Source organism: Vibrio sp. HB236076, assembly GCF_040957575.1.
Classification (GTDB): domain Bacteria; phylum Pseudomonadota; class Gammaproteobacteria; order Enterobacterales; family Vibrionaceae; genus Vibrio.
The window spans coordinates 1,285,287-1,311,380 of record NZ_CP162601.1 but is presented as its reverse complement, the minus strand read 5'-3'; the positions used below and the strand labels follow the sequence as shown (position 1 = coordinate 1,311,380).

Annotated in this window: 21 protein-coding genes; 12 read left to right on the top strand and 9 right to left on the bottom strand. The window is 44.6% G+C overall.

Annotated elements, in window-relative coordinates; all coding sequences use genetic code 11:
- Positions 1–205 precede the first annotated feature (205 nt).
- The gene (locus AB0763_RS05755; protein ID WP_306101690.1) at positions 206–934 is read left to right on the top strand and encodes a pseudouridine synthase; all 729 of its coding nucleotides are present in this window, start codon (positions 206–208) and stop codon (positions 932–934) included.
- 14 nt (positions 935–948) lie between these two features.
- Here AB0763_RS05755 and AB0763_RS05750 read toward each other — a convergent pair whose 3' ends face one another.
- Both AB0763_RS05750 and AB0763_RS05745 read right to left on the bottom strand, forming a co-directional pair.
- Positions 949–1,608 carry a DUF2057 family protein gene (locus tag AB0763_RS05750; protein ID WP_306101691.1) on the bottom strand — a complete coding sequence of 220 codons (660 nt, stop codon included), beginning with the start codon at positions 1,606–1,608 and terminating at the stop codon, positions 949–951.
- A 79-nt stretch (positions 1,609–1,687) separates the two neighbouring features.
- Positions 1,688–2,731: a porin gene (locus AB0763_RS05745; RefSeq protein ID WP_306101692.1), complete on the bottom strand. Its 1,044-nt coding sequence runs from the start codon at positions 2,729–2,731 to the stop codon at positions 1,688–1,690.
- 438 nt (positions 2,732–3,169) lie between these two features.
- Here AB0763_RS05745 and dinG point away from each other — a divergent pair, with 438 nt between their 5' ends.
- The 5 genes from dinG to xthA are packed head-to-tail and all read left to right on the top strand — an operon-like array spanning position 3,170 to position 8,017.
- Complete coding sequence (gene dinG / locus AB0763_RS05740; RefSeq protein ID WP_306101693.1) at positions 3,170–5,251, top strand: ATP-dependent DNA helicase DinG; 2,082 nt, start codon at positions 3,170–3,172, stop codon at positions 5,249–5,251.
- 53 nt (positions 5,252–5,304) lie between these two features.
- Entirely contained in the window at positions 5,305–5,856 is a 552-nt protein-coding gene (locus AB0763_RS05735) for a primosomal replication protein (protein ID WP_306101694.1), read from the top strand.
- Positions 5,853–6,011 carry a pleiotropic regulatory protein RsmS gene (gene rsmS, locus AB0763_RS05730; RefSeq protein WP_306101695.1) on the top strand — a complete coding sequence of 53 codons (159 nt, stop codon included), beginning with the start codon at positions 5,853–5,855 and terminating at the stop codon, positions 6,009–6,011. Before AB0763_RS05735 ends, rsmS begins: the two co-directional genes overlap by 4 nt.
- 7 nt (positions 6,012–6,018) lie before the next feature.
- Positions 6,019–7,164 carry a cupin domain-containing protein gene (locus AB0763_RS05725; protein ID WP_306101696.1) on the top strand — a complete coding sequence of 382 codons (1,146 nt, stop codon included), beginning with the start codon at positions 6,019–6,021 and terminating at the stop codon, positions 7,162–7,164.
- 46 nt (positions 7,165–7,210) lie between these two features.
- On the top strand, positions 7,211–8,017 hold the full coding sequence (xthA, locus tag AB0763_RS05720; protein ID WP_306101697.1) for an exodeoxyribonuclease III: 807 nt from the start codon (positions 7,211–7,213) through the stop codon (positions 8,015–8,017).
- A gap of 190 nt (positions 8,018–8,207) precedes the next feature.
- Here xthA and AB0763_RS05715 read toward each other — a convergent pair whose 3' ends face one another.
- The 5 genes from AB0763_RS05715 to AB0763_RS05695 all read right to left on the bottom strand — a co-directional run bounded on the left by AB0763_RS05715 (position 8,208) and on the right by AB0763_RS05695 (position 12,542).
- A complete protein-coding gene (locus tag AB0763_RS05715) occupies positions 8,208–8,885 on the bottom strand; it encodes an ABC transporter permease (RefSeq protein ID WP_306101698.1) in 678 nt (225 codons plus the stop codon).
- A gap of 3 nt (positions 8,886–8,888) precedes the next feature.
- Positions 8,889–9,629: an ABC transporter permease gene (locus AB0763_RS05710; RefSeq protein ID WP_306101699.1), complete on the bottom strand. Its 741-nt coding sequence runs from the start codon at positions 9,627–9,629 to the stop codon at positions 8,889–8,891.
- Positions 9,630–9,719: 90 nt separating this feature from the next.
- Positions 9,720–10,496 carry an ABC transporter substrate-binding protein gene (locus tag AB0763_RS05705; RefSeq protein WP_306101700.1) on the bottom strand — a complete coding sequence of 259 codons (777 nt, stop codon included), beginning with the start codon at positions 10,494–10,496 and terminating at the stop codon, positions 9,720–9,722.
- A 41-nt stretch (positions 10,497–10,537) separates the two neighbouring features.
- Positions 10,538–11,308 (bottom strand): ABC transporter ATP-binding protein, encoded by a 771-nt coding sequence (locus AB0763_RS05700; RefSeq protein ID WP_306101701.1) that lies wholly within the window; start codon positions 11,306–11,308, stop codon positions 10,538–10,540.
- A gap of 274 nt (positions 11,309–11,582) precedes the next feature.
- Positions 11,583–12,542: a transposase gene (locus AB0763_RS05695; protein ID WP_306101702.1), complete on the bottom strand. Its 960-nt coding sequence runs from the start codon at positions 12,540–12,542 to the stop codon at positions 11,583–11,585.
- A 403-nt stretch (positions 12,543–12,945) separates the two neighbouring features.
- Here AB0763_RS05695 and AB0763_RS05690 point away from each other — a divergent pair, with 403 nt between their 5' ends.
- Positions 12,946–13,488: a hypothetical protein gene (locus AB0763_RS05690; protein ID WP_306101703.1), complete on the top strand. Its 543-nt coding sequence runs from the start codon at positions 12,946–12,948 to the stop codon at positions 13,486–13,488.
- A gap of 303 nt (positions 13,489–13,791) precedes the next feature.
- Here the strand turns inward: AB0763_RS05690 and AB0763_RS05685 are convergent, their stop codons facing one another.
- A complete protein-coding gene (locus AB0763_RS05685; protein WP_306101704.1) occupies positions 13,792–15,294 on the bottom strand; it encodes a hypothetical protein in 1,503 nt (500 codons plus the stop codon).
- 501 nt (positions 15,295–15,795) lie between these two features.
- Here AB0763_RS05685 and AB0763_RS05680 point away from each other — a divergent pair.
- Positions 15,796–17,352 carry a DUF3360 family protein gene (locus tag AB0763_RS05680; protein ID WP_306101705.1) on the top strand — a complete coding sequence of 519 codons (1,557 nt, stop codon included), beginning with the start codon at positions 15,796–15,798 and terminating at the stop codon, positions 17,350–17,352.
- 304 nt (positions 17,353–17,656) lie between these two features.
- Positions 17,657–19,933 carry a formate C-acetyltransferase gene (gene pflB, locus AB0763_RS05675; protein ID WP_306101706.1) on the top strand — a complete coding sequence of 759 codons (2,277 nt, stop codon included), beginning with the start codon at positions 17,657–17,659 and terminating at the stop codon, positions 19,931–19,933.
- Between the two features lie 420 nt (positions 19,934–20,353).
- On the opposite strand, the gene AB0763_RS05670 is transcribed toward pflB, so the two are convergent.
- Positions 20,354–22,237 (bottom strand): methyl-accepting chemotaxis protein, encoded by a 1,884-nt coding sequence (locus AB0763_RS05670; RefSeq protein WP_306101707.1) that lies wholly within the window; start codon positions 22,235–22,237, stop codon positions 20,354–20,356.
- Between the two features lie 296 nt (positions 22,238–22,533).
- On the opposite strand from AB0763_RS05670, the gene pflA reads away from it, so the two are divergent.
- The 3 genes from pflA (at position 22,534) to AB0763_RS05655 (ending at position 26,090) form a co-directional block, all read left to right on the top strand.
- Positions 22,534–23,274: a pyruvate formate lyase 1-activating protein gene (gene pflA, locus AB0763_RS05665; protein WP_306101708.1), complete on the top strand. Its 741-nt coding sequence runs from the start codon at positions 22,534–22,536 to the stop codon at positions 23,272–23,274.
- Between the two features lie 107 nt (positions 23,275–23,381).
- Positions 23,382–23,885 carry a YfbU family protein gene (locus tag AB0763_RS05660; RefSeq protein WP_306101709.1) on the top strand — a complete coding sequence of 168 codons (504 nt, stop codon included), beginning with the start codon at positions 23,382–23,384 and terminating at the stop codon, positions 23,883–23,885.
- 270 nt (positions 23,886–24,155) lie between these two features.
- Positions 24,156–26,090 carry a PrkA family serine protein kinase gene (locus tag AB0763_RS05655; RefSeq protein WP_306101710.1) on the top strand — a complete coding sequence of 645 codons (1,935 nt, stop codon included), beginning with the start codon at positions 24,156–24,158 and terminating at the stop codon, positions 26,088–26,090.
- The last annotated feature ends 4 nt before the right edge of the window (positions 26,091–26,094 follow it).

The window sequence follows — 26,094 nt, the reverse complement described above, 5'->3', positions numbered from 1 at the left end:
TGTTGGACCGATCCTAATTGATAAACGGTAGGCAGACCGTGATGACATTCTCATCTGCACGGTAAACCTGTTATAATGAACCCTTATATTTGGCCGTTTATCCTTGTGGCTGGGTTCCTATTAGGCGCGAAAATCATAGCTTAAATCAGTGACAAAGCAAACCCGTCTCCACATTTGGTTTACAAAATTGCAAGGTAGTTAACATATGCACCCCCGTCAACCCCGTTCACGCTCAGCCTTAAAGCCCGACAAAAAGCAAACTCGTCGCACTGACAAACCTGCACCTGCCGCTTATCACAGCGTCAGTAAGACAGCGGAAAAACGACGCAAAAAGCCTCATTTTCAGTCAGGGAGAAAAAAGTCCACACCATTGCCATTAGAAGAGCAAAAAATCATTGTCTTTAATAAGCCTTATGACACCTTAAGTCAGTTTACGGATGGCCAAGGCCGGCAAACCCTCGCGGATTTTATTAAGGTCAAGGATGTTTATGCGGCGGGTCGCTTGGATAGAGACAGTGAAGGTTTGATGGTATTGACTAACGATGGCATTTTACAAGCAAAGCTCACGCAACCAACATCCAAAGCCGCCAAAACCTATTGGGTACAGGTCGACGGTGCGCCTAGTGAAGCCGACCTCGATAAATTAAGACAGGGAGTCAAGCTCAAAGATGGTGTCACCCTCCCTGCCACTATTGAGCGTTTAGACGACCCTAGTGAGCAGCTTTGGCCAAGAACGCCACCGGTGCGATACCGAGCCAATATCCCGACGACTTGGCTCAGTATTACAATTGTTGAGGGCAAAAATCGACAAGTAAGAAGAATGACCGCTCACATTGGCTTCCCTACACTGCGTTTAATTCGCGTTTCCATGGGGCCTTATCACCTCAATACGCTATTACCCGGCCAGTGGCAGTATGTCGACAAGCCAAAATAAATCCTTGTTTTTGATTAGTTCTGTTCTGTTAACCATTGCTTCATTTGTTGCTGTACTTTGGGCGTCGCGTTGAGATAGAGAGTTTGCCACTGTGAGAAAGCGGTGCTGTTTGATGACTTAACTTGTGATACTGACGCTTGGTTAGCTTCTCGAGTAACGTCATCGCCATTGACTTTAGTGGTCACATAACTGACTGATACGGCTGCCGGGCCGCCTTGAATGTTATATTGACGGGCATCTTCGTTGTAGTTACGACCTAGCTGTACACCGTTGCTTGGCAGCACATCTTGAGCAAATTGCAAATTAGCTTGCTGTTGCGACTTTAAAGACCACACCAACGGCGAGATATTGGCCTGAGCAAGATTGTAATTTTTAAACTCTGGAAGCGAAAAAGTCACCTCGCCGTCTTCAACATAGAATTTTGCGATAATAATATCACTATAAACGCTTTTGAGATCCTCTCGCACCATAAAGCTGGGCGAGTATTTAAACACAATTTGATTCCAACCTTCGTTAAGCTCAACCGATTTATTGTTGCCAAATAAACTGCTGTCGACTTTGGGGTTGAGCATATTTAACGAATAGAGCGAAACGTCGTTAGGGATCTTAAGTGAAGGATTTGCTAGCGCGGCCGTGCTAAGCGCTAGAGTAGAAAAGAAAATAGCCAATCGCATTATCAAGTTACCTAATAGATCAAAAATGAAAAAACCCAGCCTAAGCTGGGTTTTGAAATTTATCAACTGAAATCAGTGATTACCAGTAAACACGTGCACCTAGAGCAGTTGAAAGAACTGAATCATCATCGCCATCAGTTTTGCTGTAGCCGTATTCAGCGTATGCGCGTGCCCAGCTTGCAAATTTGTACTCAAGACCAATGTATGCGTTTGTTTCGTCAGAATCATCTGCGTCTACATCAGCAAACTGGAAACCACCGTAAGCAGCAGTTTTCGCAGCAACTGGTACGTAAGCTGCTAAGCTGATTGCAGCGCGGTCAGCAACATCGTCACCGCCGTCAAGTGCAAATAAAGTTGCACCAAACGTTGCGCCGTCATTTGAATATTCACCAGTAAGTTCGTAAGAGGTAGAACCTGTTTCAGTAGCGGTTGAACCAGATGCAGTATGCGCTACACCAGCGTGAACACTTAGATCACCAAACGCAGTACCAGCATACAACGCTGCATGCTCTGGAGTACCATCTTCATCGCCATTGTCATCTACAGTCACAGTATCACCGCCGTCACGCTCACCCATGTTGTAAGCGGCTTTCAACCAACCTGCGTCACCTTCAAGCTCATAACGGATGTTGTTTTCTAGGTAGTAGAACTCTTCGTACAAGAAACCTGAAGATGCGCCAAACGCGTATGAGTACTCTGCGCCGTACACGTCATCACCGATGATCGCTTGTTGACCAAACTTAAGCGTACCGTAATCGGTTGCAAAACCGATGTAATGTAGACGGTCAGAGAAATCAGTCAGTTTGAATTCAACATGACCGATGACATCAAAGCCTTCAGCCGCTGTGTATTTAGCAACAACACCAGCGCGAGAAGAACCAGCACTTAGATCAGTTGATGGAGAAGCATCATCGTTTGTTGAAGTGAACTGCTCACGCAATTGACCGTAAAAGTTTACAGAACCTTCGTCCGTTTTAACGATTTCTGCCGCTTGAACAGAAGTTGAAGCCACTGCTGCAACTGCTAGAGCTAATAGAGTTTTTTTCATAATAATCCACTGCCTTTTCTTAGAAATGGGAGTCCTTACCCGGTTCCCTTTTTTGTTTTTAATCAACGCCCGCACGGTATATTCCGTTTCGCGAGTGCCGCTTAATTTCGAGGTTTAGATTGCAAAAGTTTCGTGACCCTGTCAAATGTATTTACCAAAGCAACAAAAAGGAAAGATAACCAATAAAAACAATGACTTATTACATTTCATTTTTGTTAAACAACGCTTAGATCACACTTTATTGAACAGGATTCAAAATTTTAATCGGCCCATGTGTCGGAATTAAAATCTTAAAAACAACATAAAATCAGAAAATATCACTTTGAAAATCATTTTTATGACAAATTTTCAGAATTTAGTTTTATTATTGACACTTATGGGATAAGTTCATGAACTTTCTGATTTTTTTTGTGAACTTGATCTCCCTTTGGATAAAAAGTAACGGTAAAGGAAAGGGTATTCGTCTTTCAAAGCCTTGTGTTATCATGTTGATGAGATATTTCAGGGCCTATTATGCTAAGTGACACCATTCAAAAATCGATACGCAACAGCTATCAAAACCTTCATCATCAATTGGATAACTTTGTCCCTCGCCGCGGCCAAAATTACTTAGTTGCTGAAATTGCCAAAACCCTCAGTGGTCATTATCACGCCAAAAATCGTCTACTCGTGGCGGAAGCGGGGACAGGGATTGGCAAGTCATTGTCATACTTGATGGCCGCGATTCCGGTCGCGCTACACAATAAAAAGAAAGTGATCATTTCGACGGCCACCGTGGCGCTGCAAGAGCAATTACTCAACAAAGATTTGCCCTTGTATCGTCGTTTGTCAGAACAACCTTTTCAATTCGTGCTGGCTAAAGGTCGTCAACGTTATTGCTGCGCAGAGAAACTGGCCCTACTGGGTATCGAACAACAAGGTGGTCAGTCTGCTCTTTTTGAAGCGCCGCCGAGCGATGCCATGACAGAGCAAGCCGTTGAACTGTATCAAGCGTTCTCGCAAGGAAAATGGGACGGTGACCGTGACAGTTGGCCAAGTCCCATTGAACCCGCTTTATGGCAAGCGATTGTCAGTGACAAGCACACGTGTAATGCCAGCATGGCCAGTCATCGTGATTGTCCATTTCAAAAAGCGCGCAATGATTTGGCAAATAACGATGTGATCATCGCCAACCACAGTTTAGTCATGGCGGATGCCGACCTTGGCGGCGGTGTGATTTTGCCCGAGCCAGAAGACAGTTATTACATCTTTGACGAGGCACATCATTTGCCTTCTGTTGCTCGAGATCACGCTGCCGCTGCCGCCAGTTTAAAGGGAGCAGCCTCTTGGCTTGAAAAACTCAATCAAACTGTGACCAAATTTTCGAGCCTAGCCGACAGTAAACGCGTCGGTCGTTTTCAAAGTCAATTGCAAGAGTCGATTCAAGAATTGATCCCAAGTTTAACTCAGTTACATCGACAACTCGCTCCGACAACATTTGAAGATGAAACGTACCGATTCGAACACGGGCTGTTACCCGACTGGTTAGTCACCATAAGTGGTGAATTAAAATCCTTAAGTCAAAAAGCACAGCAAGCGGCGTATAAAATTGCGGACCTCATTGGTGAGCGAATGAAAGACGGCGAGATTTCGGCAAAGTTAGCCGAGCCAGCGCTGGCTGAATTGGGCTTTTATCTACAGCGACTCGATAACCTTGCCCAAGTTTGGAAACTCATGGCTGAGCCCACCCGTGAAAAAGGCGCTCCATTGGCACGTTGGTTGGCCAAACACCCCGAGCGTGAAGGTGATATCATTATTAATGTTTCACCGCTAGAAATTGGCTGGCAACTGGACCAACAAATTTGGAGCCGCTGTCTTGGCGCCGTCTTAGTTTCGGCCACCATGAGAGCGCTCAATCGATTTGATTATTTTTGCCGTCAAGCGGGCATTGACGACAGCGCGGAATCTGGCACCCAATTTTTGGCACTGGCCTCGCCTTTTGATTACCCAAACCAAGCCGAGCTTTTGGTGCCCCATATGGCCGTGGAACCAACCGCCAAACACTTTACTGAGTACTTAATCGAACGTTTGCCAGAATTCATTCAAGACAATCAAGCCAACCTGGTCTTGTTTTCTTCTTACTGGCAAATGAACCAAGTCGCAAAGCAGCTACAAAAGCTAGCAAAACAAAAAAAATGGAACCTACAAGTTCAAGGTGCCTCTTCACGCAATGAAATTCTAAAAAAACACCGCTTCATGATCGACAAGCAAAAAACCAGTGTGTTATTCGGCACCGGCAGCTTTTCGGAAGGTTTAGATTTGCCAGGACCATTGTTAACCAATTTGGTGATCACTAAGATCCCGTTTGGCGTGCCGACCTCCCCTGTCGAACAAGCACACAGTGAGTACATTGAATCACGTGGTGGAAACCCATTTTTGTTAATCAGTGTCCCTGAGGCCAGTAAAAAATTAATTCAGTCGGCTGGGCGTTTACTGCGCAAAGAACAAGACTCTGGTAGAGTCGTCATATTAGACAGAAGAATCATTTCAAAGCGTTATGGCAAATCGTTACTTGATTCCTTACCGCCTTTTAAACGAGTAATAGAAAGTGAATAACTCAAGCTTTAAACTTTTATTTACCCATACTCCTTCGAAGATAAGGCGACTTTATGATCGACTTTGAAAGCTACGCACAAAAAATTGCTGCGATGAACACACAAGCCGCCCAACTCGATCGCGCCCGTGGGGAATATCACGATTTTTTATTCGATCAACACTTATTTCAGACCCAATCGCATTTTTTACAACCCTGCGTACAAGAACTGCAGTCGACATTAACGACCCTGCAACGAGAGTATCAAGCGAAAAAACTGACAGTTGAACGGGCGCAATACTTAAGCGAAAAACTATTTGCTCAGCACAGCGCTATCAGCCGAGAGCTGGCGACCAGTACCATTCGTACTCGAGAAATCAAACCAACGCATCTAAAACAAAAACCACTTAACGCCATATATCAAGATCTTGCCCAACACCAACAATGGCGTCAACGACTCAAAGAAATGGTTCGCGATCAAACATTTCAAGTCGAGCGAACCACAACATCAGAAAGGACCGCGGCGCAAAAAAGATTACTGGCCATGGAACAAAGATTGGCTCGCTGTGAAGCGGCCATCGTCAAAATTGAAAACCAAATTAGCTATCGAGAAAAAAATCAATCATGACTGAGACAAACGCTTCATTAGACAACGCCCCCGACGAAGTAAAATTGGCTGTCGATCTCATCTACCTTTTAGAAAGTAACCAGATTGAGATTGAAACGGCATTAAAGGCATTAAAAATCGTTGAAAACGATCTAAAAAACAAACAGTCATCCTAGGAGCAATATGTACTCATTTAACTTTGACCTCGACCAATTTATGCAGCTTTATTGGCATAAAGAACCCACATTAATTCGCCGAGGGTTTAAAGACTTTCAAGACCCCGTCACTGCTGATGAACTAGCAGGCTTGGCGATGGAAGAAGACATTGACTCTCGTTTGGTCAGTAATGCCAATGATGACTGGCGTGTAGAACACGGTCCATTTGATGAGACAACCTTAACACAACTGCCGAGCAGTCATTGGCAACTGTTGATCCAAGCCTCTAACCATTGGCACCCGAATATTGCCGAGCTTGCCGGTGCTTTTACCGCTTTCCCACAGTGGCTATTTGATGATGTTATGAGTAGCTTTAGTGCTCAGGGCGGCGGTGTTGGCCCTCACATAGACCAGTATGATGTCTTTATTGTTCAAGGCAGCGGAGAACGACGTTGGCGTGTTGGCCCTAAAGATCAAGGTCAATATCAAGCGAATCACCGAGCAAGTGCACTCAAACAAATTGATCATTTTGATGCAATTATTGACGAAATTTTGTATCCAGGAGATATTCTTTATATTCCACCAGGTTTTCCTCATGAAGCGGTGAGTATCACAGATTCGATGAGTTATTCCGTCGGCTATCGTTCGCCAAACGCTCAAGAGCTGATGAGCCATTTTGCCGATCACCTGATCGAGCAAGACATCGCCAAAGCGCACTGGCACGCCCCTGACCTCATGCCATCGGTCAATCATGGTGAGATATCTCCTCTGGCGATGAGTCGCTTGACCGACATGATGACAGCACAATTAAAGCAGCCTCATGTCATTGCCGAAAGTATTGGTATACAGCTGAGCTTGCCCCGTCACAGTCTCAATATTATTGAGCCAGAAACGCCTTGGCAAAGCGATGAGCTTTATCATTATTTATCCGAAGGTGGTGAGTTGTACAAGGTGTCGGGTCTAAAAAGTCTCTATTATAACGAGTTGCCAGATTGTTGTTTCATTCACGGTGAGGTGTGGTCTTTCTCAACTCAAGATCAATGGGCCATTGACTCTCTTTGCAACCACGAGGTTTTCGGAGCGACACAAGGCCTGACCACAGAGTTGGTCTTAACATTAACAGAATTGGTCAATCGCGGTTTTTGGTATTTAGACGAAGGTGAAGAAGAGTAACCTTTATCCCCACATTGATATTATTTAGTCGAAACTAGGAATTTGTATGAAAGTCATCAGTTTTAACATCAACGGTTTAAGAGCCAGACTGCATCAGCTCCAAGCGCTGATAGACAAACACGACCCCGATGTCATTGGATTGCAAGAAATTAAAGTCCATGATGAAGCTTTCCCTATCGAAGCCGTTGAAGCAATGGGCTATCACGTCAGTTTTCATGGCCAAAAAGCGCATTACGGTGTCGCCTTGCTCAGTAAACAGGCGCCGATAAAAATCGAAAAAGGATTCCCGACCGACAGCGAAGATCATCAAAAACGCATGATCATCGGTACCTACCTAGACGATAAGGGTGAAGAAGTCACTATTCTCAATGGCTACTTCCCACAAGGGGACAATATCCATCACGAGACAAAATACCCTTATAAACGCGCGTTTTATCAAGATTTAATGTGTTATCTCAATCAATATCATGATCCATCGAACAAATTGATTGTGATGGGCGATATCAACATCAGCCCGAAAGATGAAGACATTGGCATAGGCGAACCCAATCGCAAACGCTGGCTCAAAACAGGTAAGTGCTCTTTCCAACCCGAAGAGCGCGAGTGGCTAGCAACCTTGCTCGATTGGGGCTTAGAAGACACCTTTAGGCGCCTCCACCCAGAGGCCACGGAGCAATATTCGTGGTTTGATTATCGCTCGCGCGGTTTTGATGATAACCGAGGTCTGCGAATTGATGTAGTGCTCGCCACGACCTCATTGGCTGCTGAGTGCCAAGAAAGCGGCATCGACTACGAACTGCGCGGTATTGAAAAGCCATCCGACCACGCCCCGATTTGGTCTACTTTCGCTTAATTCATTAACGGGACACACACTTTAAAAATATTAACGGGACACACACCCTAGTTTGTCTAATGGTGTGTGTCCCGTTAAGTAATGCCCGGTTAAATATTAGTATCATTCAAACAAAAAAGGATCGCGTAATGCGATCCTTTTTATTTACCGTGTGTGTCCTATTAAGCTTGCTTAAGCTACGAGTAAAAAGCTAGTTTCTTGCTTGCATATGGGCCAAAAACCGTTGCTCAGCCTTTTTAAAACACCAGATAAGGGTGAATGTCAGCATCATATAGAACAAACCGGCGGTCAAAAAAGCCTCAAAAGGGGCATAATAACGAGAGTTCACCAGTCTCGCTGCGCCCGTTAAGTCTATAATGGTAACAATGCCAGCAACGGCAGAGCCATGAAGCATGAAGATCACTTCGTTACTGTAAGCAGGTAATGCTCTTCTTAGCGCACTGGGTAATACGATACGTTGATAGGCTTTTACCGGGCTCATACCATATGCTTTGGCTGCTTCCACTTCCCCTTTAGGCAAACCGTTAATCGCGCCGCGAATAATTTCAGCGGTGTAAGCTGACGTGTTAAGGACAAACGACACTAAAGCACAAAACCAGGCATGTTGCCAAAGGGTATCTTTAACGGGAAAGAATTGATCCATACCATAGTAGATCAAATAAAGTTGAACCAGTAACGGGGTACCACGAAAGAAATAGATGTATGCCCAGGTTGGAGAATAAAGCCACCAGAAGCGACTATTGCGTGCCAACGCCAGTGGAATCGCCACAATAATACCCAATAGCAACGATAGGCCAACCAACCAAACCGTGGTCCAAAGGCCGTCCAAATATACATCAATACTTTCATAAACTAGTGAAAAATCCATTACTTACCTCGTATGCCAAGTAAACTTTCGCTCAACCCACTTGAGCACACCGGAAGAAACAGCGGTAAATATCAAGAAAATAACCGCAACGGTCATATAAAAAGTAAATGGCATTTTGGTTGAACCCGCAGCTAAAGAGCCCACACGTACCATGTCTTCCAACCCAATAATCGAAACTAATGCGGTTGTCTTTAGCAGAACTAACCAATTGTTGCCAAATCCTGGTAAGGCATGGCGAACCATTTGCGGTAGCATCACTCGCCTAAAAGCCATACTTGGGCTCATCCCATACGCTTTTGCCGCTTCAAGCTCACCGCGATCAACCGCCATCATCGCACCCCGGAAAGTCTCAGCCATATAAGCGCCAAAGATGAAGCCTATGGTGATCACCCCTGCGATAAAGGGGCTAACATCAATATAATCTGGTAAATAAGATGTCCATTCGTGATTAGGATCAGAAGATGTCATCCATTGATTGATCCATTCATTCATCGAATACAGTGAATTATTGAGCAAAATCTGCCCACCAAAAAAGATCAACATCATTAACACAAGATCAGGAATACCGCGGATGACCGTGGTATAGAGTGTCGCAATAGTTCTAGCAATAATAGATGAAGAGCGCTTCGCTAGTGCACCTAACAGGCCTAGTATCATCGCCAGTCCGAGTGACAACACAGCAACTTGGATGGTCAACCAAGCGCCTTTTAATATTGCGCCTTCATAACCGTGCAAATCTAGCATGATAATTTCCATTTTTTATCGGGATAAATTAATCACTTTGAATAAAAACGGCCTCCGCTGAGGCCGTCGGTACTTCGGTTAATTCAGAGATTAATCACCGTATACATCGTAATTAAAGTACTTATCTTGGATCTTTTTGTAAGTACCATCTGCGCGAACTGCATCAATCGCGGCATTCAGTTTTTCGGTTAGATCTTTGTCTTGTTTACGCGTTGCGATACCAAAGCCTTCGCCAAACCATTTTGGATCCGTAAGCGAAGGGCCAACAAATTCATACTGTTCACCACCCTCTTTCTTCAATACACCTTCTTCAAGTGCAGAAGCATCACCTAACACTGCGGCAATACGACCATTCGCTAGGTCTAAATAAGCTTCATCAAATGAGCCATAACGAACAATGTCGACAGAATCGCCATAGTTATCAGTCAGGTATTTATCGTGAGTGGTTGCGCGTTGAACACCAATCTTAACGCCATCTAGTCCTTCTTTAGAAAACGTTAAGCCAGCGTCTTTTTTTGCGATAAATTTATTTGGAATAAGTGCGTACTTATGGGTAAAGTCAATTTTCTTACGGCGCTCTTCAGTAATGGACATTGCAGCAATGATCGCATCGTACTTACGTGCGAGCAAAGACGGAATAATACCATCCCAATCTTGAGGAACAATCTTACACTTCACTGCCATTTCTTCACATAAAGCGTTGGCCATATCGACATCAAATCCAGCGAGAGAGCCATCAGGTTCAGTCCAACTAAACGGAGGGTAAGCACCTTCAATACCAAAGCGTACTTCTTTCCAATCCTTAGCTTGTGCGACACCTGTTACTGCTGTTGCAGCAATCGTTGCCGCTAATAACCACTTTTTCATATCCTTATTCTCCTAATAATGGTTTTTGTTCATCTTTATTGTTAGTAGATAGATGAAATAAACTGCTTTAAACGCTCTGATTTTGGTTGCTGAAATAGCTCTTTCGGGCAACCTTGCTCTTCTACTTTACCCTGATGCAAAAACATAACATGGTTTGATACATCGCGAGCAAAGGCCATTTCATGAGTGACGACCAACATAGTACGGCCTTCGCTAGCAAGATCTTTCATCACGCCTAAGACTTCCCCAACTAACTCAGGATCCAATGCCGAGGTCGGCTCATCGAATAGCATCACTTCAGGGTGAACAGCTAGAGCTCTTGCGATGGCAACCCTTTGCTGCTGCCCACCTGACAAATGGCCAGGGTAAGTGTCTTTTCTGTCGAGCAAACCGACTTTGTTTAAAAACTGCTCTGCTTCAACAATGGCTTTATCTTTACTCACACCGAGAACGTGTACTGGGGCTTCAATAACGTTCTCTAAAACCGTCATGTGAGACCACAAGTTAAAGCCCTGAAATACCATCGCTAAACGAGAGCGAATGCGTTGTACTTGCTTATCGTTGGCAGGCACCATAATACCTTGGCGATTGGTTTTCATCTCAATCGTTTCACCATTGACGGAGATGTCACCTGAAGTTGGTTGTTCGAGTAAATTGATACAACGCAAAAATGTACTTTTTCCCGAGCCGGAAGAGCCAATGATTGAAACAACGTCGCCTTTGTGAGCTTGTAGTGAAATGCCTTTGAGAACTTCGTTATGACCAAATGTTTTGTGCAGATTTTTGATATCGAGCGCTGCTACTGCAGTCATGCGCTTACTCCCTATCCTTCGGTTGTGGCTGGCCTTCCAGACCTAAGGGAACAAATTATCACTCTGGTTCAAAACTTGCAATAATCAAAAACGCCACTATCGATGAATAACTAATCACTTAAACCCCAAACTTATGCGACATGGCACGCATAATTATGTACTGCCATGCATAAAGAAGCTGTTTGTTAATGAATTACTTCATTTCATCTAAAGACATATATATTTCATAATATGTTAGCTTGGTCACTGTTACCCATGTTGCTTTGACGGCGTATCAAACCGCAGATTCAATAACAAAACCTCGCATTCTCAATTTGTTTAAGATTGTTTTTGCGCGTTCAATACTTTGTTTGACGCCAATCCAAAGCCTAGGTTGATGGCCTAAAGATAAGCACAAATGGCAACATTGTTCAGGTGAAAGATTGAGTCTGGCCAAAATGGGTGGTAAGTCTTGCGGAATGTGCCCTTTTTTATCCTCTCGAACTTGCCGCCCTAGCCAATCTAATAATACGAGGTACTCAGTGAATTGAAAGGGAATCGCGCCGTCGTCGTTTGAATCAGAAAAAAGCGCTAAACGACTGACAATTGAAGGCTTTTTAATCGATGTTAATCGCCGCTTTATCGATGTAAAGTTCGATTTTTCAGGTGTATTTGCTACATTTGCCCTCACGGGATTTAAATCGACATACGCCATCGCCGTAAGTAACGCTTTTTCATCGAGAAGTGCTTGGGATTTATAACGCCCTTCCCAAAATCGGCCACTGCATTGGTCTTCGCGATTAGCCTGTATAGACACGGAATGATTTAACTCTTTAATAAACCAACTTAAATCGCATAACCGCTGTCGCCAAGTATCGATAATTTGCTGACATAATAATGTTTCACTCTGATCGTCGAGTAAATGTAAGCGCCACTTCTCAATCAATAAAGGTAGTGAATGCAGCTGACTCCACCGCTCGACCACTTCCCAATCGGTTAATTGCTCCGCCGAGTGTTTGTCGATTCTCACGACTAAGTGATAGTGGTTACTCATCACCGCATAAGCCAGAATATCTATGCAATAAATAGCGGCTAACGCATGAATTCGCTCTTCAATCCACCCTTTGCGATGCTCATAAGACTTTCCGGTTAACGGGTCTTGTCCACATAAATAAGAACGCCGTACACAGCGTGACATACAGTGGTAATAGGGCGTGGCTTCTAAGCAGATCTGTTGTTTTCTCGGTGTTGTCATTTCTCATCCTCAGTCTCACGCCATGGCATGTCTTATCGTCACATTGAGCCAACAAATTTAAAGGCATAGAGAAGGATTTTGCGCGCAAACGTAACCTTTATACGCTTTAGTCGACACGTATAAGAATGAAAATTTGTGACTGGAAGCAAAAGCTATTGGTCGGAGTGTCTTGATACTCCTTAAACAGGACACACACCTTTTCTTTTTTATCGGGACACACACTTTGGGCTCTCATTTGGTGTGTGTCCCGATAACCTATCTGTTGTTCAAATACAATAAACTTGATTCGTCCATCACATAAATGAAGATTGCTGAATAAATAACGCAGAGGTGGTCCCTAATTTGCGTCTATTTTTAATGTTATGAGATTAACGTTTACATGTATTTAATGGTGATGATCACAATGAAAAATATTTTACCTCTCAGTCTTGTATGTTTACTTTCACCGGCTAGTTCTTTAGCTAACATCGGTAATTTATACGCTAATACGGGCGCCAGCTTGGTTCAGCACGATGGGAAACAAGAAGCCGGTTACTTTTATCAAGTTGGTTTTAATCAGCCTCTTTCTCGTTTTCTCTCGGTTGATATCAATTGGCATCACGTTGAAACGTTGGATAGCAGTGTCGACGACAACAGTGATGACTTTGCAAAACAGTACGATGCCTACAGTGTTGGCTTGCGTGTCGATCAGCCTGTTGGATGGTTCTCAGTTTATGGCAAAGCGGGCGGAAGTTATATTGAAAGCGAAACCACGTTTTGGAACAGTACAACCAGCAGTCAAGAAACCACCAAGGAAGATGACATTCAACCTTATGCCAGCGCAGGGGTGAGTTTTTCAACTCCATCGGCGCAAAACTTAACCATTGGTGCTGCCATTCACTATCAGTGGTTAGACAACGGTGATTACTCAACCAGTTTGACTGCCGGCGCAAATTTGGCTTTCTAAACACAAAATCCTGCCCACTGTCTCGCTACCAACAAAGCCATTATCGTCACCCATTACTAGGACACACACCTAAACGGAAAATGAAAGGTGTGTGTCCTGTTACATTTCTTGACGGTGTGTGTCTCGCTAAGAAGATAAGGTGATCGCGGCGATAACGGTGTGTGTCCCACTAAAAAAGTGCATCAAGCTAAAAGTGTGTGTCCTGGTAAAATTATTCTGACAAAATTGTTTTTACACATAAAAAATGCGGCTGATTAAGCCGCATTATATGAATCACTATGTCTTGCCAGAGAATAGGGTGGATTAATGCTCTAAGGCTAAATAGTTAACTGTAAAGCTTTCCGCTTCGAGTTCATGGCGGGTAGATTCAGTCAATAGTAACGCATGGTAATCTTGTTCGATTGTGTCATTAAAGTCCCAGCTATCATCACTACTCGGGAAGAAACGAGTCATTGCATAACGACTATCGAGATCACCTGATTCAGCAGTAAACCAATAATTTTCTTGTATGGTGACACCGGAAATGTCATCTGTATCGATATCTACGATGTTTGGAAGTATGTAAATGCCTTCTTCATTCGCTTCGGTATACAAAGTGTGTTGTTTAAGCAGTGGGTTATCTGAATTCCCATTTCTCCATGCAACTCTAACAAGAGCAATATTATCCTCACTAATTTGAATCGAGTTGCTGGTATCAACTTCAATGGCACCGTCTGTATTTAGACTACTATCTGTACTATCACCTAAAGAAACCATACCAGTGAATAAGGAAGCCTCATCAACAGTGACATCCCAGGTCGACTCATCAATGTGTTGATTAAACCCAGCACTCCAACCAGCGCTGTTGATATCACTGCCACTGGCGTAGACATACCAATTTTCATCATCACCAGCATCACTTGGATGATAGTAAGTTAAAGTTTCATTATCGGTCGAAGCATCTAATTCAGACAATGACTTATAGGTATCTTTGTACTCAATACCAATTGTCACAGTGTCATAAAAGTTATTTGGCGTAAAGGTATCTGAGTCGTCTGCATACGTCATGGTAATGGTATCAGTGCCCCAATCGTCAAACGCGTACTGCAAGAGTTCTTGCTGAGCATCGTCGCTATATTGAGCCACACTGGTAATATCATCACTAAGGGCATAAAACCCATCTGAGCTGGATACAGACAAACTATTTGTTGTGTATGCGTCTATCGTTGAAGTGTAAAATTTACTTGCTTCAATATCCCTGCCGCCGATATCACCGTTAGAAGAGTATGAACTGTCAACACTCTCAACCGTTAAGTTATTACTCCCTGTTACTTCATTATAATTGTCAGCATTTAATTGTGTCTGAACTGTTAATACCATAGAGGTCAGATTCGCATTCGCCTCTAAATAACCTTTAGAAAAAGTGGTGGCATAATCCGTACCATTCGATACCTCGACAATAGTAACAAAACCATCATCCGGTATATCAGCGTCGGTGAAGGTGATGCTGCCGTCATCAATCGACTCTGTGGATTGCACAATACCATCCGAATCAGAAAACTTAATTGAAATATTGTTATCAAGCGCACTTCCTATGTCATAAGCATACAAGTACCCTGTAACTTCGCCAGTATCAGTATCAACAACACGATCGTAAATTTGTGCATTATTGACTAAGGTGTCTGATTCTTCGGTATACACGAATTCAATACTGTAATTGGTGGTACTGGCACTACTGCCCCCACCGCCGCCGCCGCTTCCGCCGCCGCAACCTGCCAACACTGCTGATACTAACGCCGCGAGCGGCAACATAGTCTGTTTTTTCATTCCCTCACCCTTTTTTGTCCGGCAAAATCTCGCCACTCGTCAATGCCGCCATTGCCATAAATTTTATAAACTGTTCATTAAAAACAACATTGCTGTACAAACAACGCCGAGAAAGACTATCTCTCTCATTAATACAGACGACGTTTATTCGTCACAATGCATGTCGATATATTTACTAAAGCAAATATCACACCAGCTTTTATCAGCAAGATTGATGCGCCTCTAAAAAACATCAATATCGCCATCGCTTTACCAGCGCTATACGACGCTTTTGATAACGATAAACAAGTTATATGACGTTGAATGAATTTAATGTCTGACGCACTTCACATAAATGCCGCTTATTGACGTTAAGCAACAACCTATTGCCAGGTTATGAATGTTTACTCTTCACTGATCTTGATCAAAGGGCGATTAACGGGCCACTGCTAGACTGGCCTCAATTAACAAATTCATCAGAACTGGTCTGAATCCAATTTTAATCTTAATAGGAAATTTTTTATGTCAGACATCTTAGACAGCACGGTCAAAAGCCCCCCTTGTGATCAAAGCGAAGACAATAGCTACCAGGCAAAACATCGTCCTGCCAGTGAGTTTGCCTCGCGCAGTGATTATTTGGATCACGAATTACAAATCATGAAACCGCGACGCTATGGCCTCAACTTGCCCGGCCGTGACTTTCGCTTTGAATGGGAAGACCTCGTCCCGGCCATTGCTGGTACCATCGGCATCATCGCCATGTACTCGGCTGTGATGATGAGTTGGGCCGAAGGCTTAACCGCCGCTTGGGATCACATTACGTTAGGTAAGGCTTTTGCTATCGAAGTTTCGCGAGTCGAAATGCTCTTCCCGGCGTTGTTTTTCTGCGTCATCGCCTCGGGTTTTGTCAACCCAAGAGCCAACTTGGCCGGCAACCACGGCCCGATGATCCCATTGATTGGCGCTATTGCCCTGGCTGGCGCTCATCCATTAGCGCTAGCGATATTACTGGGGGTATTTGGTTTATTACTGAGCTACTTTAAGGGCGGTTCAAAGTTAGTCAATTTAACTTCGCAAGGCACTGCGGGCGGCTTACTGCTTTACCTTGGATTTACCGGAACGTTAAGCCAAATCACCGCCATTCAAGCTTGGGCTAAAGGGTTAGAAAGTGCCCAGCACCAAGCCGGCAGTTTGGGCTATATCGGCCTGATTGTTCTTGGCGTCAATATTATCCTTTACGCCTTTCTCGCTAAAATCAACAAACGCTGGCTGGCGATCCCAGTCTGCGCGGTATGCGGATTTTTACTCGCCATGAGTTTCGGTGCTGGGTTTGATTTGGTCTTTGAAACCCAAATGGGCCTACCAAACTTAAACCCTGTCTATTGGTGGGGCAGTCAAGAACAAGGCTGGATGCTGGGAATGCCAACTTTGCATCACTTTGTTGCCTCTCTGCCTTTTGCCATCTTAGCCGTTGCCATGTGGTCGCCTGACTTTTTGGGTCACCGAATTTTCCAAGAAATGAACTACCCGAAAAAAACTGAAAAAGTTCTTATGGATGTCGATGACACCATGACCATGTGCTCGATTCGTCAGATGGTAGGTACCGCACTTGGCGGCGGTAATGTCACCTCCTCTTGGGGCACGTATATGATCCCAGCGGCCATCGCCAAACGTCCTATCCCTGGCGGTGCTATTTTGCTTGGCCTACTGGTGATGCTGATTGCGATATTGGGCTTTCCGATGGACGTTGCCGTGTGGCCACCTGTCATGCGCATTGCTTTATTGGTCGGCGTATTTTTGCCACTTCTCGAAGCCGGCATGCAAATGGTGCGCGACAGCAAAGACTCACAAGCAGCGGGCATTTGTATTTTCGGTAGTGCTGTCGTCAACCCCGTTTTTGCTTGGGCACTCACCATGCTCCTCGATAACAATGGGCTGATTGGCGATAAAAAGCGCGCGACAACATTGTCTAAACTCGATCGCATCATTATACCCGGCGCCGTATTGGTTGTTTGCTTACTCGCCATGTTAGCCGTGGGCATGCTTGAGCCTCAATTTGGTATTAAGGCCTGGTTTTGATCTCGAGTGATAAAAAGTAACCACTGACAAGTCGGCGATTGAGTCAATCCGCCGGCTTTATTTGAAACTGTCTAGCACATCAAGTGGGCGGCACACTGGCTCCCCTATTTTTATTTCAAAAGTTGAGCATTTATTGATTTAGTTTAAGGTTTGCGACTTTTTTTTATTTTATTGTGGTTTCGAAAGGCAAGACAGTTAAAGCCAAAAGAGCATTTATCCATGAATAACATATTGATGAATAAGTGTTTTAATTTTCTCGAGTGTCACAAGATGCTCGCTTGAACAACAAAAAGGTAGGTATGACATGTCAGAGCAATTTGCAAACGCATGGGAAGGTTTTGTCGCCGGCGAATGGCAACAAGAAGTCAACGTTCGTGATTTTATTCAAAAAAACTACACGCCTTATCAAGGTGATGAGTCATTCCTAGTCAGTGAGGGCACCCCCGCCACCAATCAATTATGGGAAAAAGTCATGGAGGGCATAAAAATTGAAAATGCCACGCATGCCCCAGTCGATTTCGACACATCCGTGATTTCCACCATCACCGCACACGATGCCGGTTACATCGACCAAAACCTCGAAAAAATCGTTGGTTTGCAAACCGAAGCGCCACTCAAACGCGCCATCATTCCCAACGGCGGTATCCGTATGGTGGAAAGCTCTTGCCAAGCCTATGGTCGCGAGTTAGACCCTCAAGTCAAAACCATTTTTACCGAATACCGCAAAACGCATAACCAAGGCGTGTTTGACATTTACACTCCTGAAATCATGAAGTGCCGTAAGTCAGGCGTATTGACCGGTTTACCTGATGCTTATGGCCGAGGTCGTATCATTGGTGACTACCGCCGTGTCGCCCTTTACGGTATTGATTTCTTGATGAAAGACAAACAAGCGCAGTTCAAGTCTTTGCAAGCGAAGTTCGAAAATGGTGAAGATCTACAAATGACAATGCAACTGCGCGAGGAAATTTCAGAGCAATACCGTGCTCTGGGCCAAATTAAAGAAATGGCCGCCAAATACGGTTGTGACATTTCTCGCCCAGCGCAAAACGCACAAGAAGCGGTACAGTGGACCTACTTTGCATACTTAGCCGCAGTCAAATCTCAAAACGGCGCCGCAATGTCATTGGGCAGAACCTCTACCTTCCTCGATATCTATATTGAACGCGATATCGCCGCTGGTGTATTAACCGAAGTAGAAGCGCAAGAGTTGGTCGACCACTTTGTGATGAAACTGCGTATGGTGCGTTTCTTACGTACGCCTGAATACGATGAGTTATTCTCTGGTGACCCGATTTGGGCAACCGAATCTGTCGGTGGTATGGGCCTTGACGGACGTACGTTGGTCACTCGTACTAACTTCCGATTCCTCAATACCCTCTACACTATGGGCCCAAGTCCTGAGCCAAATATCACCGTGTTATGGTCTGAGCAATTGCCCGATGGCTTCAAACGCTTCTGCGCGAAAGTCTCTATTGATACATCATCCATTCAGTATGAGAACGACGATTTGATGCGCCCTGATTTTGAGTCTGATGACTATGCGATTGCTTGTTGTGTTTCGCCTATGGTGGTCGGCAAACAAATGCAGTTCTTCGGTGCTCGTGCAAACCTTGCCAAAACCATGCTTTATACCATTAACGGCGGTATTGATGAGAAGCTAAAAATCCAAGTTGGCCCACAAATGCCACGCATCGAAAGTGAAGTGCTCGACTACGATGAATTGTGGGATAAAATGGACCACTTCATGGATTGGTTAGCCAAACAATATGTGACCGCGCTCAATGCCATCCACTACATGCACGATAAATACAGCTACGAAGCATCACTCATGGCGCTGCACGATCTCAATGTAAAACGCACCATGGCCTGTGGTATTGCTGGGTTGTCTGTCGCGGCGGATTCATTGTCTGCAATTAAATACGCAAAAGTTACCCCAATACGCGATGAAGACGGCATTGCGGTAGATTTCAAAATTGACGGAGACTACCCGAAATTTGGTAACAATGATCCACGTGTTGACGACATCGCTTGTCAATTGGTCGAAGTGTTTATGAACAAGATTCGTTCACTAAAAACTTACCGCGATGCCGAGCCAACCCAGTCAATCTTAACCATTACCTCTAACGTGGTTTATGGTAAGAAAACCGGTAACACGCCAGATGGTCGCCGCGCAGGAGCGCCATTTGCACCAGGGGCTAACCCTATGCACGGCCGTGATGAAAAAGGCGCGGTGGCTTCATTAACCTCTGTCGGTAAATTGCCATTTGCCCACGCGAAAGACGGTATCTCTTATACCTTCTCTATTGTGCCAAATGCTTTAGGTAAAGATGAAAATTCACAGCGCAACAACCTGGCTGGCTTAATGGATGGCTACTTCCACCACGAGCAAGGGTTAGAAGGCGGCCAGCACTTGAACGTGAACGTGCTTAACCGAGATACCTTGATGGATGCGGTGAAACACCCTGAGAACTACCCTCAGCTAACCATTCGCGTTTCTGGTTATGCGGTGCGATTTAATTCCTTAACCACCGAGCAACAACAAGATGTGATTGCCCGTACCTTCACCGAATCACTCTAAGCATTTGAGTCTAAAATTGTATTCCCTTACTGATTGACTCAAGACCAACGCCAGCCACTAAGCTGGCGTTTTTTATCCTACTTTTTGTCTATTTTGCCGTTCAGAACTTCAACCTAACAATTTATCTTGTGTGTCCTGCTAAGGGTATCAACTAAGGTGTGTGTCCCATTAAGAGAGTGATGACAGCCTCAACAACGGTGTGTGTCCTGCTAAGGGGATGTTCGGTAAGTCATCACTGGGCTATTTGTTCTACCTAGCCAGTGGCACGGTGTGTGTCCTGATAAGGGAAGCGACTTAGTTACGGTGTGTGTCCTGCTAAGAGAAGTTGATTTGAAATGGCGTGTGTCCTCATAAGAGAGAGGATAAAAAAAGCGCCTGGTGATGAGGCGCTTGTCGAGTCAAAGGTACGTCGCTTAATGTTTAGACAACAAAGCGGCTGCAGTATTGATCTAGGGTTTTAGCGGCGGTATCCACTTTCTGGCTGTCTAGTTGTAGCTCGTGATGCTTGTCTTGCAGCGTTTGCATACTGCTCGCCATGGTAACCATCCCTTGTGCCATCGAGGCACTGGTGCGATTGAGCTCTCCAACTGAGTGGCTGATTTCGTCCGTTTGCTGGCTAACTTGACCTGATTTTTCGATGATCCCTTGCAACGCCTGTTTCGCCTGCTCACCTTTTTCTTGCCCTTGTGCGACCGTGTGACCGGAGCGATTAATGTATTGAATCACTTCATCACTTTCTTTTTTCATCGTTTCAATCGTACCCGAGATTTCACTCACGGCTTGTACCGTTCTGACCGCTAAAGCGCGCACTTCATCGGCGACCACAGCAAAACCTCGGCCTTGTTCACCAGCACGGGCCGCTTCGATCGCCGCATTGAGTGCCAACAGATTGGTTTGCTCAGCAATACTGTTAATCGTCTCCATCACCGCATCAACTTTCACAGAAGCTTGTTCAAGTTGCTCTGTGTGCGTTGACGCCGAAGATAAAATAACCGCGACGTCTTCTAGAGAGCGGATCGCCTGCTCTATCACTAATGCGCCCTGCTCAGCCGCTTGATGCGAGGAGGCGCTAAGGCTGGATACAGATTCCACCACTTGATTGACTTCGTCGGTGGTGACACTGATTTGCTCCGTCGCGGCGGCTAATTGCTCCGTTTGTTCACCAAGTCGCATTTGCTCTTGCTCTGAAGAGGATAATCCTTTCATCAAAGACGTGGCATTTTCCGATAAACTGTGACCTTGTAATTGCACCTGCTGGACCAAAGCGCCAAGCTGTTCACAGGTTTGATTAAGTGCCAAAGCCAACTGATTAAACTCGTCTTTGCCATTGTTGCCAACCGAGAGGCGACTGGAGAAGTCCCCCTCTGACAAGCGCTTCATTTGCGCCATGGTTGTGGATAAAGAGCGCGATAGTGAAAAGCTCAAACGGCTAAGTAAAGCAATGATAATCATCGCGAATACCGCACAAGCGACCAGGACTAAGGTCTGGGTTTGGCCCGCTAAGCGCTCCGCGCTATGATGGTAAAGCGACTGCTCTTTTCTCAATCGTTCAACAATGTCTTTGGTTTGATCAATCGCTTGATTTTCCCTTTCGATTAACGTCGACTCAAGTTCGGTTTGCTCAACAGAAAGTTCAGCAACTCGGCTAAAGGTTTGGGTAAAAGCGGTTAACTCATTCTCGTATTCTTGCAACATCGAATACGTGGTCGAGGTATTTTTAAACATCGCCAAGGCGCGCTTATACAAGGTCAAGTTTTTTTCACTCGGCGCCAACAAATAGGTTTGCTGCGCTTGGATTAGCGCCCCAAAATCCGTGAGAACCGTGACCATGCCGGTTTCTTTAATTTTATCTTCGATAAGCGCTGCCAATTGTTTGAGCTGCGCCAACTTCCCTTCATCAACATTAAACCCGAGCTCTTGTTTAGTGGTCACCCAAGGCAATACCGCTTGTTGATAAACCAGATAGGCTTGTTGCAATTGCTGACTTTCTTGCTGCCACCCCATGTCCGCTAAAAACTCAACGTCTTGTTGATTACCATCGAGCATCGATTGTAATTGCGCTTTCAAAGCAGGCACTTGTTGATTTGTCATCGCATGTAATTGACTCGATAAGGTTAATAAAGCCACTTGAGACTGGCCGAGGTGAGCCACGCCAAAGCTTACTTGAGCACTTTTATTAAAGCCTTGGTTCATCATGGCTAAGCGAAGATAGGTGTAACCGGCTAAGGCAATAAAGCCAATCACCACTGTGATGAGAAAAAAACGGATTTTTTGCTTTTGGGATAACATTAATGCGCGCATCATAAACATCCTTCTTATGATCAAATCGGCTCATCCTTGGCGAGTTGCAGAAATCCTTTCTGCCAAATGCAATCAAGGTTATATAAAAAGTGAACTATTAATACACAGATAAAAATAGCACATTGCTCACAAAATCCTAGCGATTAATTGATAAGCAATCGACTTTTTTCTGCAATGTGCAAAATGCGGTTTATTTTGGCTTGTAGCACTAAAAAGCCACCTAAAATTGATGTAATCGAGCTTTTGTTCTTTAAGGGCAGCATACAATATCGCTATCGAATATCAATTACGGATTATTTATGTCAGCTTTAGGTCGCATTCACTCGGTAGAATCCTGTGGCACCGTCGATGGGCCAGGCATTCGATTTATTATTTTCACACAAGGTTGTCTGATGCGTTGTATGTACTGCCACAATCGCGATACGTGGGACACGCATGGCGGCAAAGTCGTCAGCGCCGAATCTCTCATTCAAGAAGCCAGCGCTTATAAACACTTTATGAATGCCTCAGGTGGCGGAATTACTTGCTCTGGCGGTGAAGCCATGTTGCAGCCCGAGTTTGTACGAGATTTATTTCAAGCCGCTCACCGAGAGAGGATCCACACTTGTCTAGACACCAATGGGTTTATTCGTAAATACACCCCTGTGATTGACCAAGTCCTGGCTAATACCGATTTGGTGATGCTTGATCTCAAACACATGAAAGATGAGATCCATCAAGATTTTATCGGGGTTTCCAACCACAGAACGTTAGACTTTGCTCGATACTTAAATAAATTAGGTATTCGGACTTGGATCCGGCACGTTGTCGTCCCGGGGTATACAGACGATGAAGAATCCATTCGCTTGCTGGGCGAGTTTATCGCGCCGATGGCCAATATCGAAAAAGTCGAATTATTGCCCTATCACAAACTGGGTGCCCATAAATGGGAAACCCTAGGTTACGATTACCCACTTGAAGGCGTCGAACCACCTAGCCGAGAGACCATGACAAAATTGGCTGACGTATTGTCGAATTATCACAGCAACATCAATTATTGAGCTTGTTTCTTCTTTGCCGGTCATTGTTCACCGCAACGCAGACCAAGAACACTCGCCTTTACTCAGGTGAGACTGAATTTAAAAACTTAGATTTAATGAGGCTAACTATGAACTTAAACGATGCCCAACGCTTGATTCTTGCCAATCAATATCGGCTCATGGCGCTCTTGGAGCCCAGTGAAAAACGCCATTTTCAGCGCTTACAAACCCTAGTCGAAAAGGGGTTTGAAAAAGAGCTCTCGGTGTTAACAGAAGATTTTACTCACCTCAATACCAACACCTGCCAAGAAGTTTACGACACGATGGAAATGTATCACGCTTTACAAACGTCCTATTCATTATTGAACCGTGAGCAACAAAGTGACATTGACGAACGTCGTTTGCGTTTTCTCGGTTACGATGCAATGAAAGAAAATGAACTTGTCGACTATGTGCGTTTTTTAATTCTCGAAGATGGTCACTATCCAGAATGGCGGCAACAAGAACACAATTTTGATGCTCAAGTGGTTATGCGGCCAAAATACCAAGCCATGTTGATGCGATTTAAACAATGTCCACGTCAATATCACCTGTGTGCTAACGAGATCAAGCAAATTTTTAATGCTCATTAATTCTCTTTTGAGTTTATTTTCCTCTCCCTTGTCATGAGTTTGATGACATCTTCGCCAATCTGAGTCATTTGTGCGACTAAACCAAAGCATAAATGACTATTTCTCGCCGTTATAACTCAGCGCCAAAAATGCGACATTCGCAGTGAAAACCAAAATAAACTCATAATTTTTCTGCACAAATACAAAAGCAGGTCTAGTATTAGGATATGAAAAGTTGGAAAACTTTACTACTGCTCACTGTTGAGGCAGTTTGAAAAAGGGGAACGTGATATGAGTATTTTTGACCATTATCAAGCTCGTTACGAAGCCGCGAAGGACGAAGAGTTAAGCATTCAAGAGTTCTTGTCGCTTTGTAAGGAGGACAAAGGGGCCTATGCTAACGCTGCTGAGCGTTTACTGATGGCCATCGGAGAGCCTAAACTTATCGATACCTCTATGGATCCTAAGCTTAGCCGAATTTTTTCAAACCGCGTAATTGCACAATACGAAACCTTCAAAGACTTCTACGGTATGGAAGAAGCGATTGAGCAAATCGTTTCTTACCTGAAACACGCCGCGCAAGGCCTTGAAGAACGCAAACAGATTCTCTACTTGCTAGGGCCTGTCGGCGGCGGTAAATCTTCGTTGGCTGAGAAGCTCAAATCGCTCATGCAACAGATGCCGATTTACGTTCTCAGCGCCAACGGTGAGCGCAGTCCGGTGAATGACCACCCATTCTGTCTTTTTGATGTCAATGAAGACGGCGAAATTCTCAAAAGCGAATACGGCATAGAAAAGCGCTACCTTCGCTCGATCATGTCGCCTTGGGCAGCCAAGCGACTGCACGAGTTTGGCGGTGATATCACTCAATTCAAAGTGGTAAAAGTCCGGCCATCGATTCTTGATCAAGTCGGTATTGCCAAAACAGAACCCGGCGATGAAAACAACCAAGACATCTCAGCCTTGGTCGGTAAAGTCGATATCCGTCAACTCGAACACTTTTCCCAAGACGACCCCGATGCCTACAGCTATTCCGGGGCCTTATGTAAAGCCAACCAAGGCTTAATGGAATTTGTCGAGATGTTCAAAGCGCCGATTAAAGTGCTTCATCCCTTGCTGACCGCGACACAAGAAGGCAACTTTAACGGCACTGAAGGGCTATCCGCGATTCCGTTCGACGGTATGATTCTGGCTCACTCCAATGAATCCGAGTGGCAAACCTTTCGCAATAACAAAAATAACGAGGCATTCTTAGATCGCGTTTATATCGTCAAAGTGCCTTACTGTTTACGAGTCTCAGAAGAGATCAAAATCTACCAAAAACTGCTCGAACACAGTGAGCTATCTCACGCACCTTGCTCGCCAAGCACACTGGAAATTCTCTCGCAGTTTAGCGTGCTCTCGCGAATTAAAGCACCTGAGAACTCATCGATCTATTCAAAAATGCGCGTTTACGATGGCGAAACCTTAAAAGACACCGACCCGAAAGCGAAAAGTTATCAAGAATATCGCGATTACGCGGGCGTCGATGAAGGGATGAGCGGATTATCAACCCGTTTCGCCTTTAAAATTTTGTCTCGCGTATTTAACTTTGATCAAACCGAAGTCGCCGCTAATCCAGTTCATTTGTTCTACGTCCTGGAGAAACAAATTGAACGCGAGCAATTTCCGAGTGATCAGGCAGAGCGCTACCTCGAGTTTCTCAAAGGCTATTTAGTGCCTAAGTACGTCGAGTTCATTGGTAAAGAAATACAAACGGCCTACCTCGAGTCTTACTCTGAGTACGGGCAAAACATCTTTGATCGCTACGTGACTTACGCTGACTTTTGGATTCAAGATCAAGAATATCGAGATCCAGAAACGGGGCAGCTGTTTGATCGCGCTTCTCTCAATGCGGAATTGGAAAAAATTGAGAAAACCGCCGGGATTTCTAACCCGAAAGATTTTCGCAATGAAATCGTCAATTTTGTATTGCGAGCTCGCGCTAACAACAATGGTCAAAACCCAGTTTGGACCAGTTATGAGAAACTGCGCACTGTGATTGAAAAAAAAATGTTCTCTAATACGGAAGAGTTGTTACCGGTTATCTCATTCAATGCGAAAACCTCATCAGAAGATCAAAGAAAACACGATGACTTCGTTGCTCGTATGATGGAAAAAGGCTATACAGAAAAGCAAGTCCGCTTACTTTCTGAGTGGTATCTGCGTGTTCGCAAATCATCTTAACAGA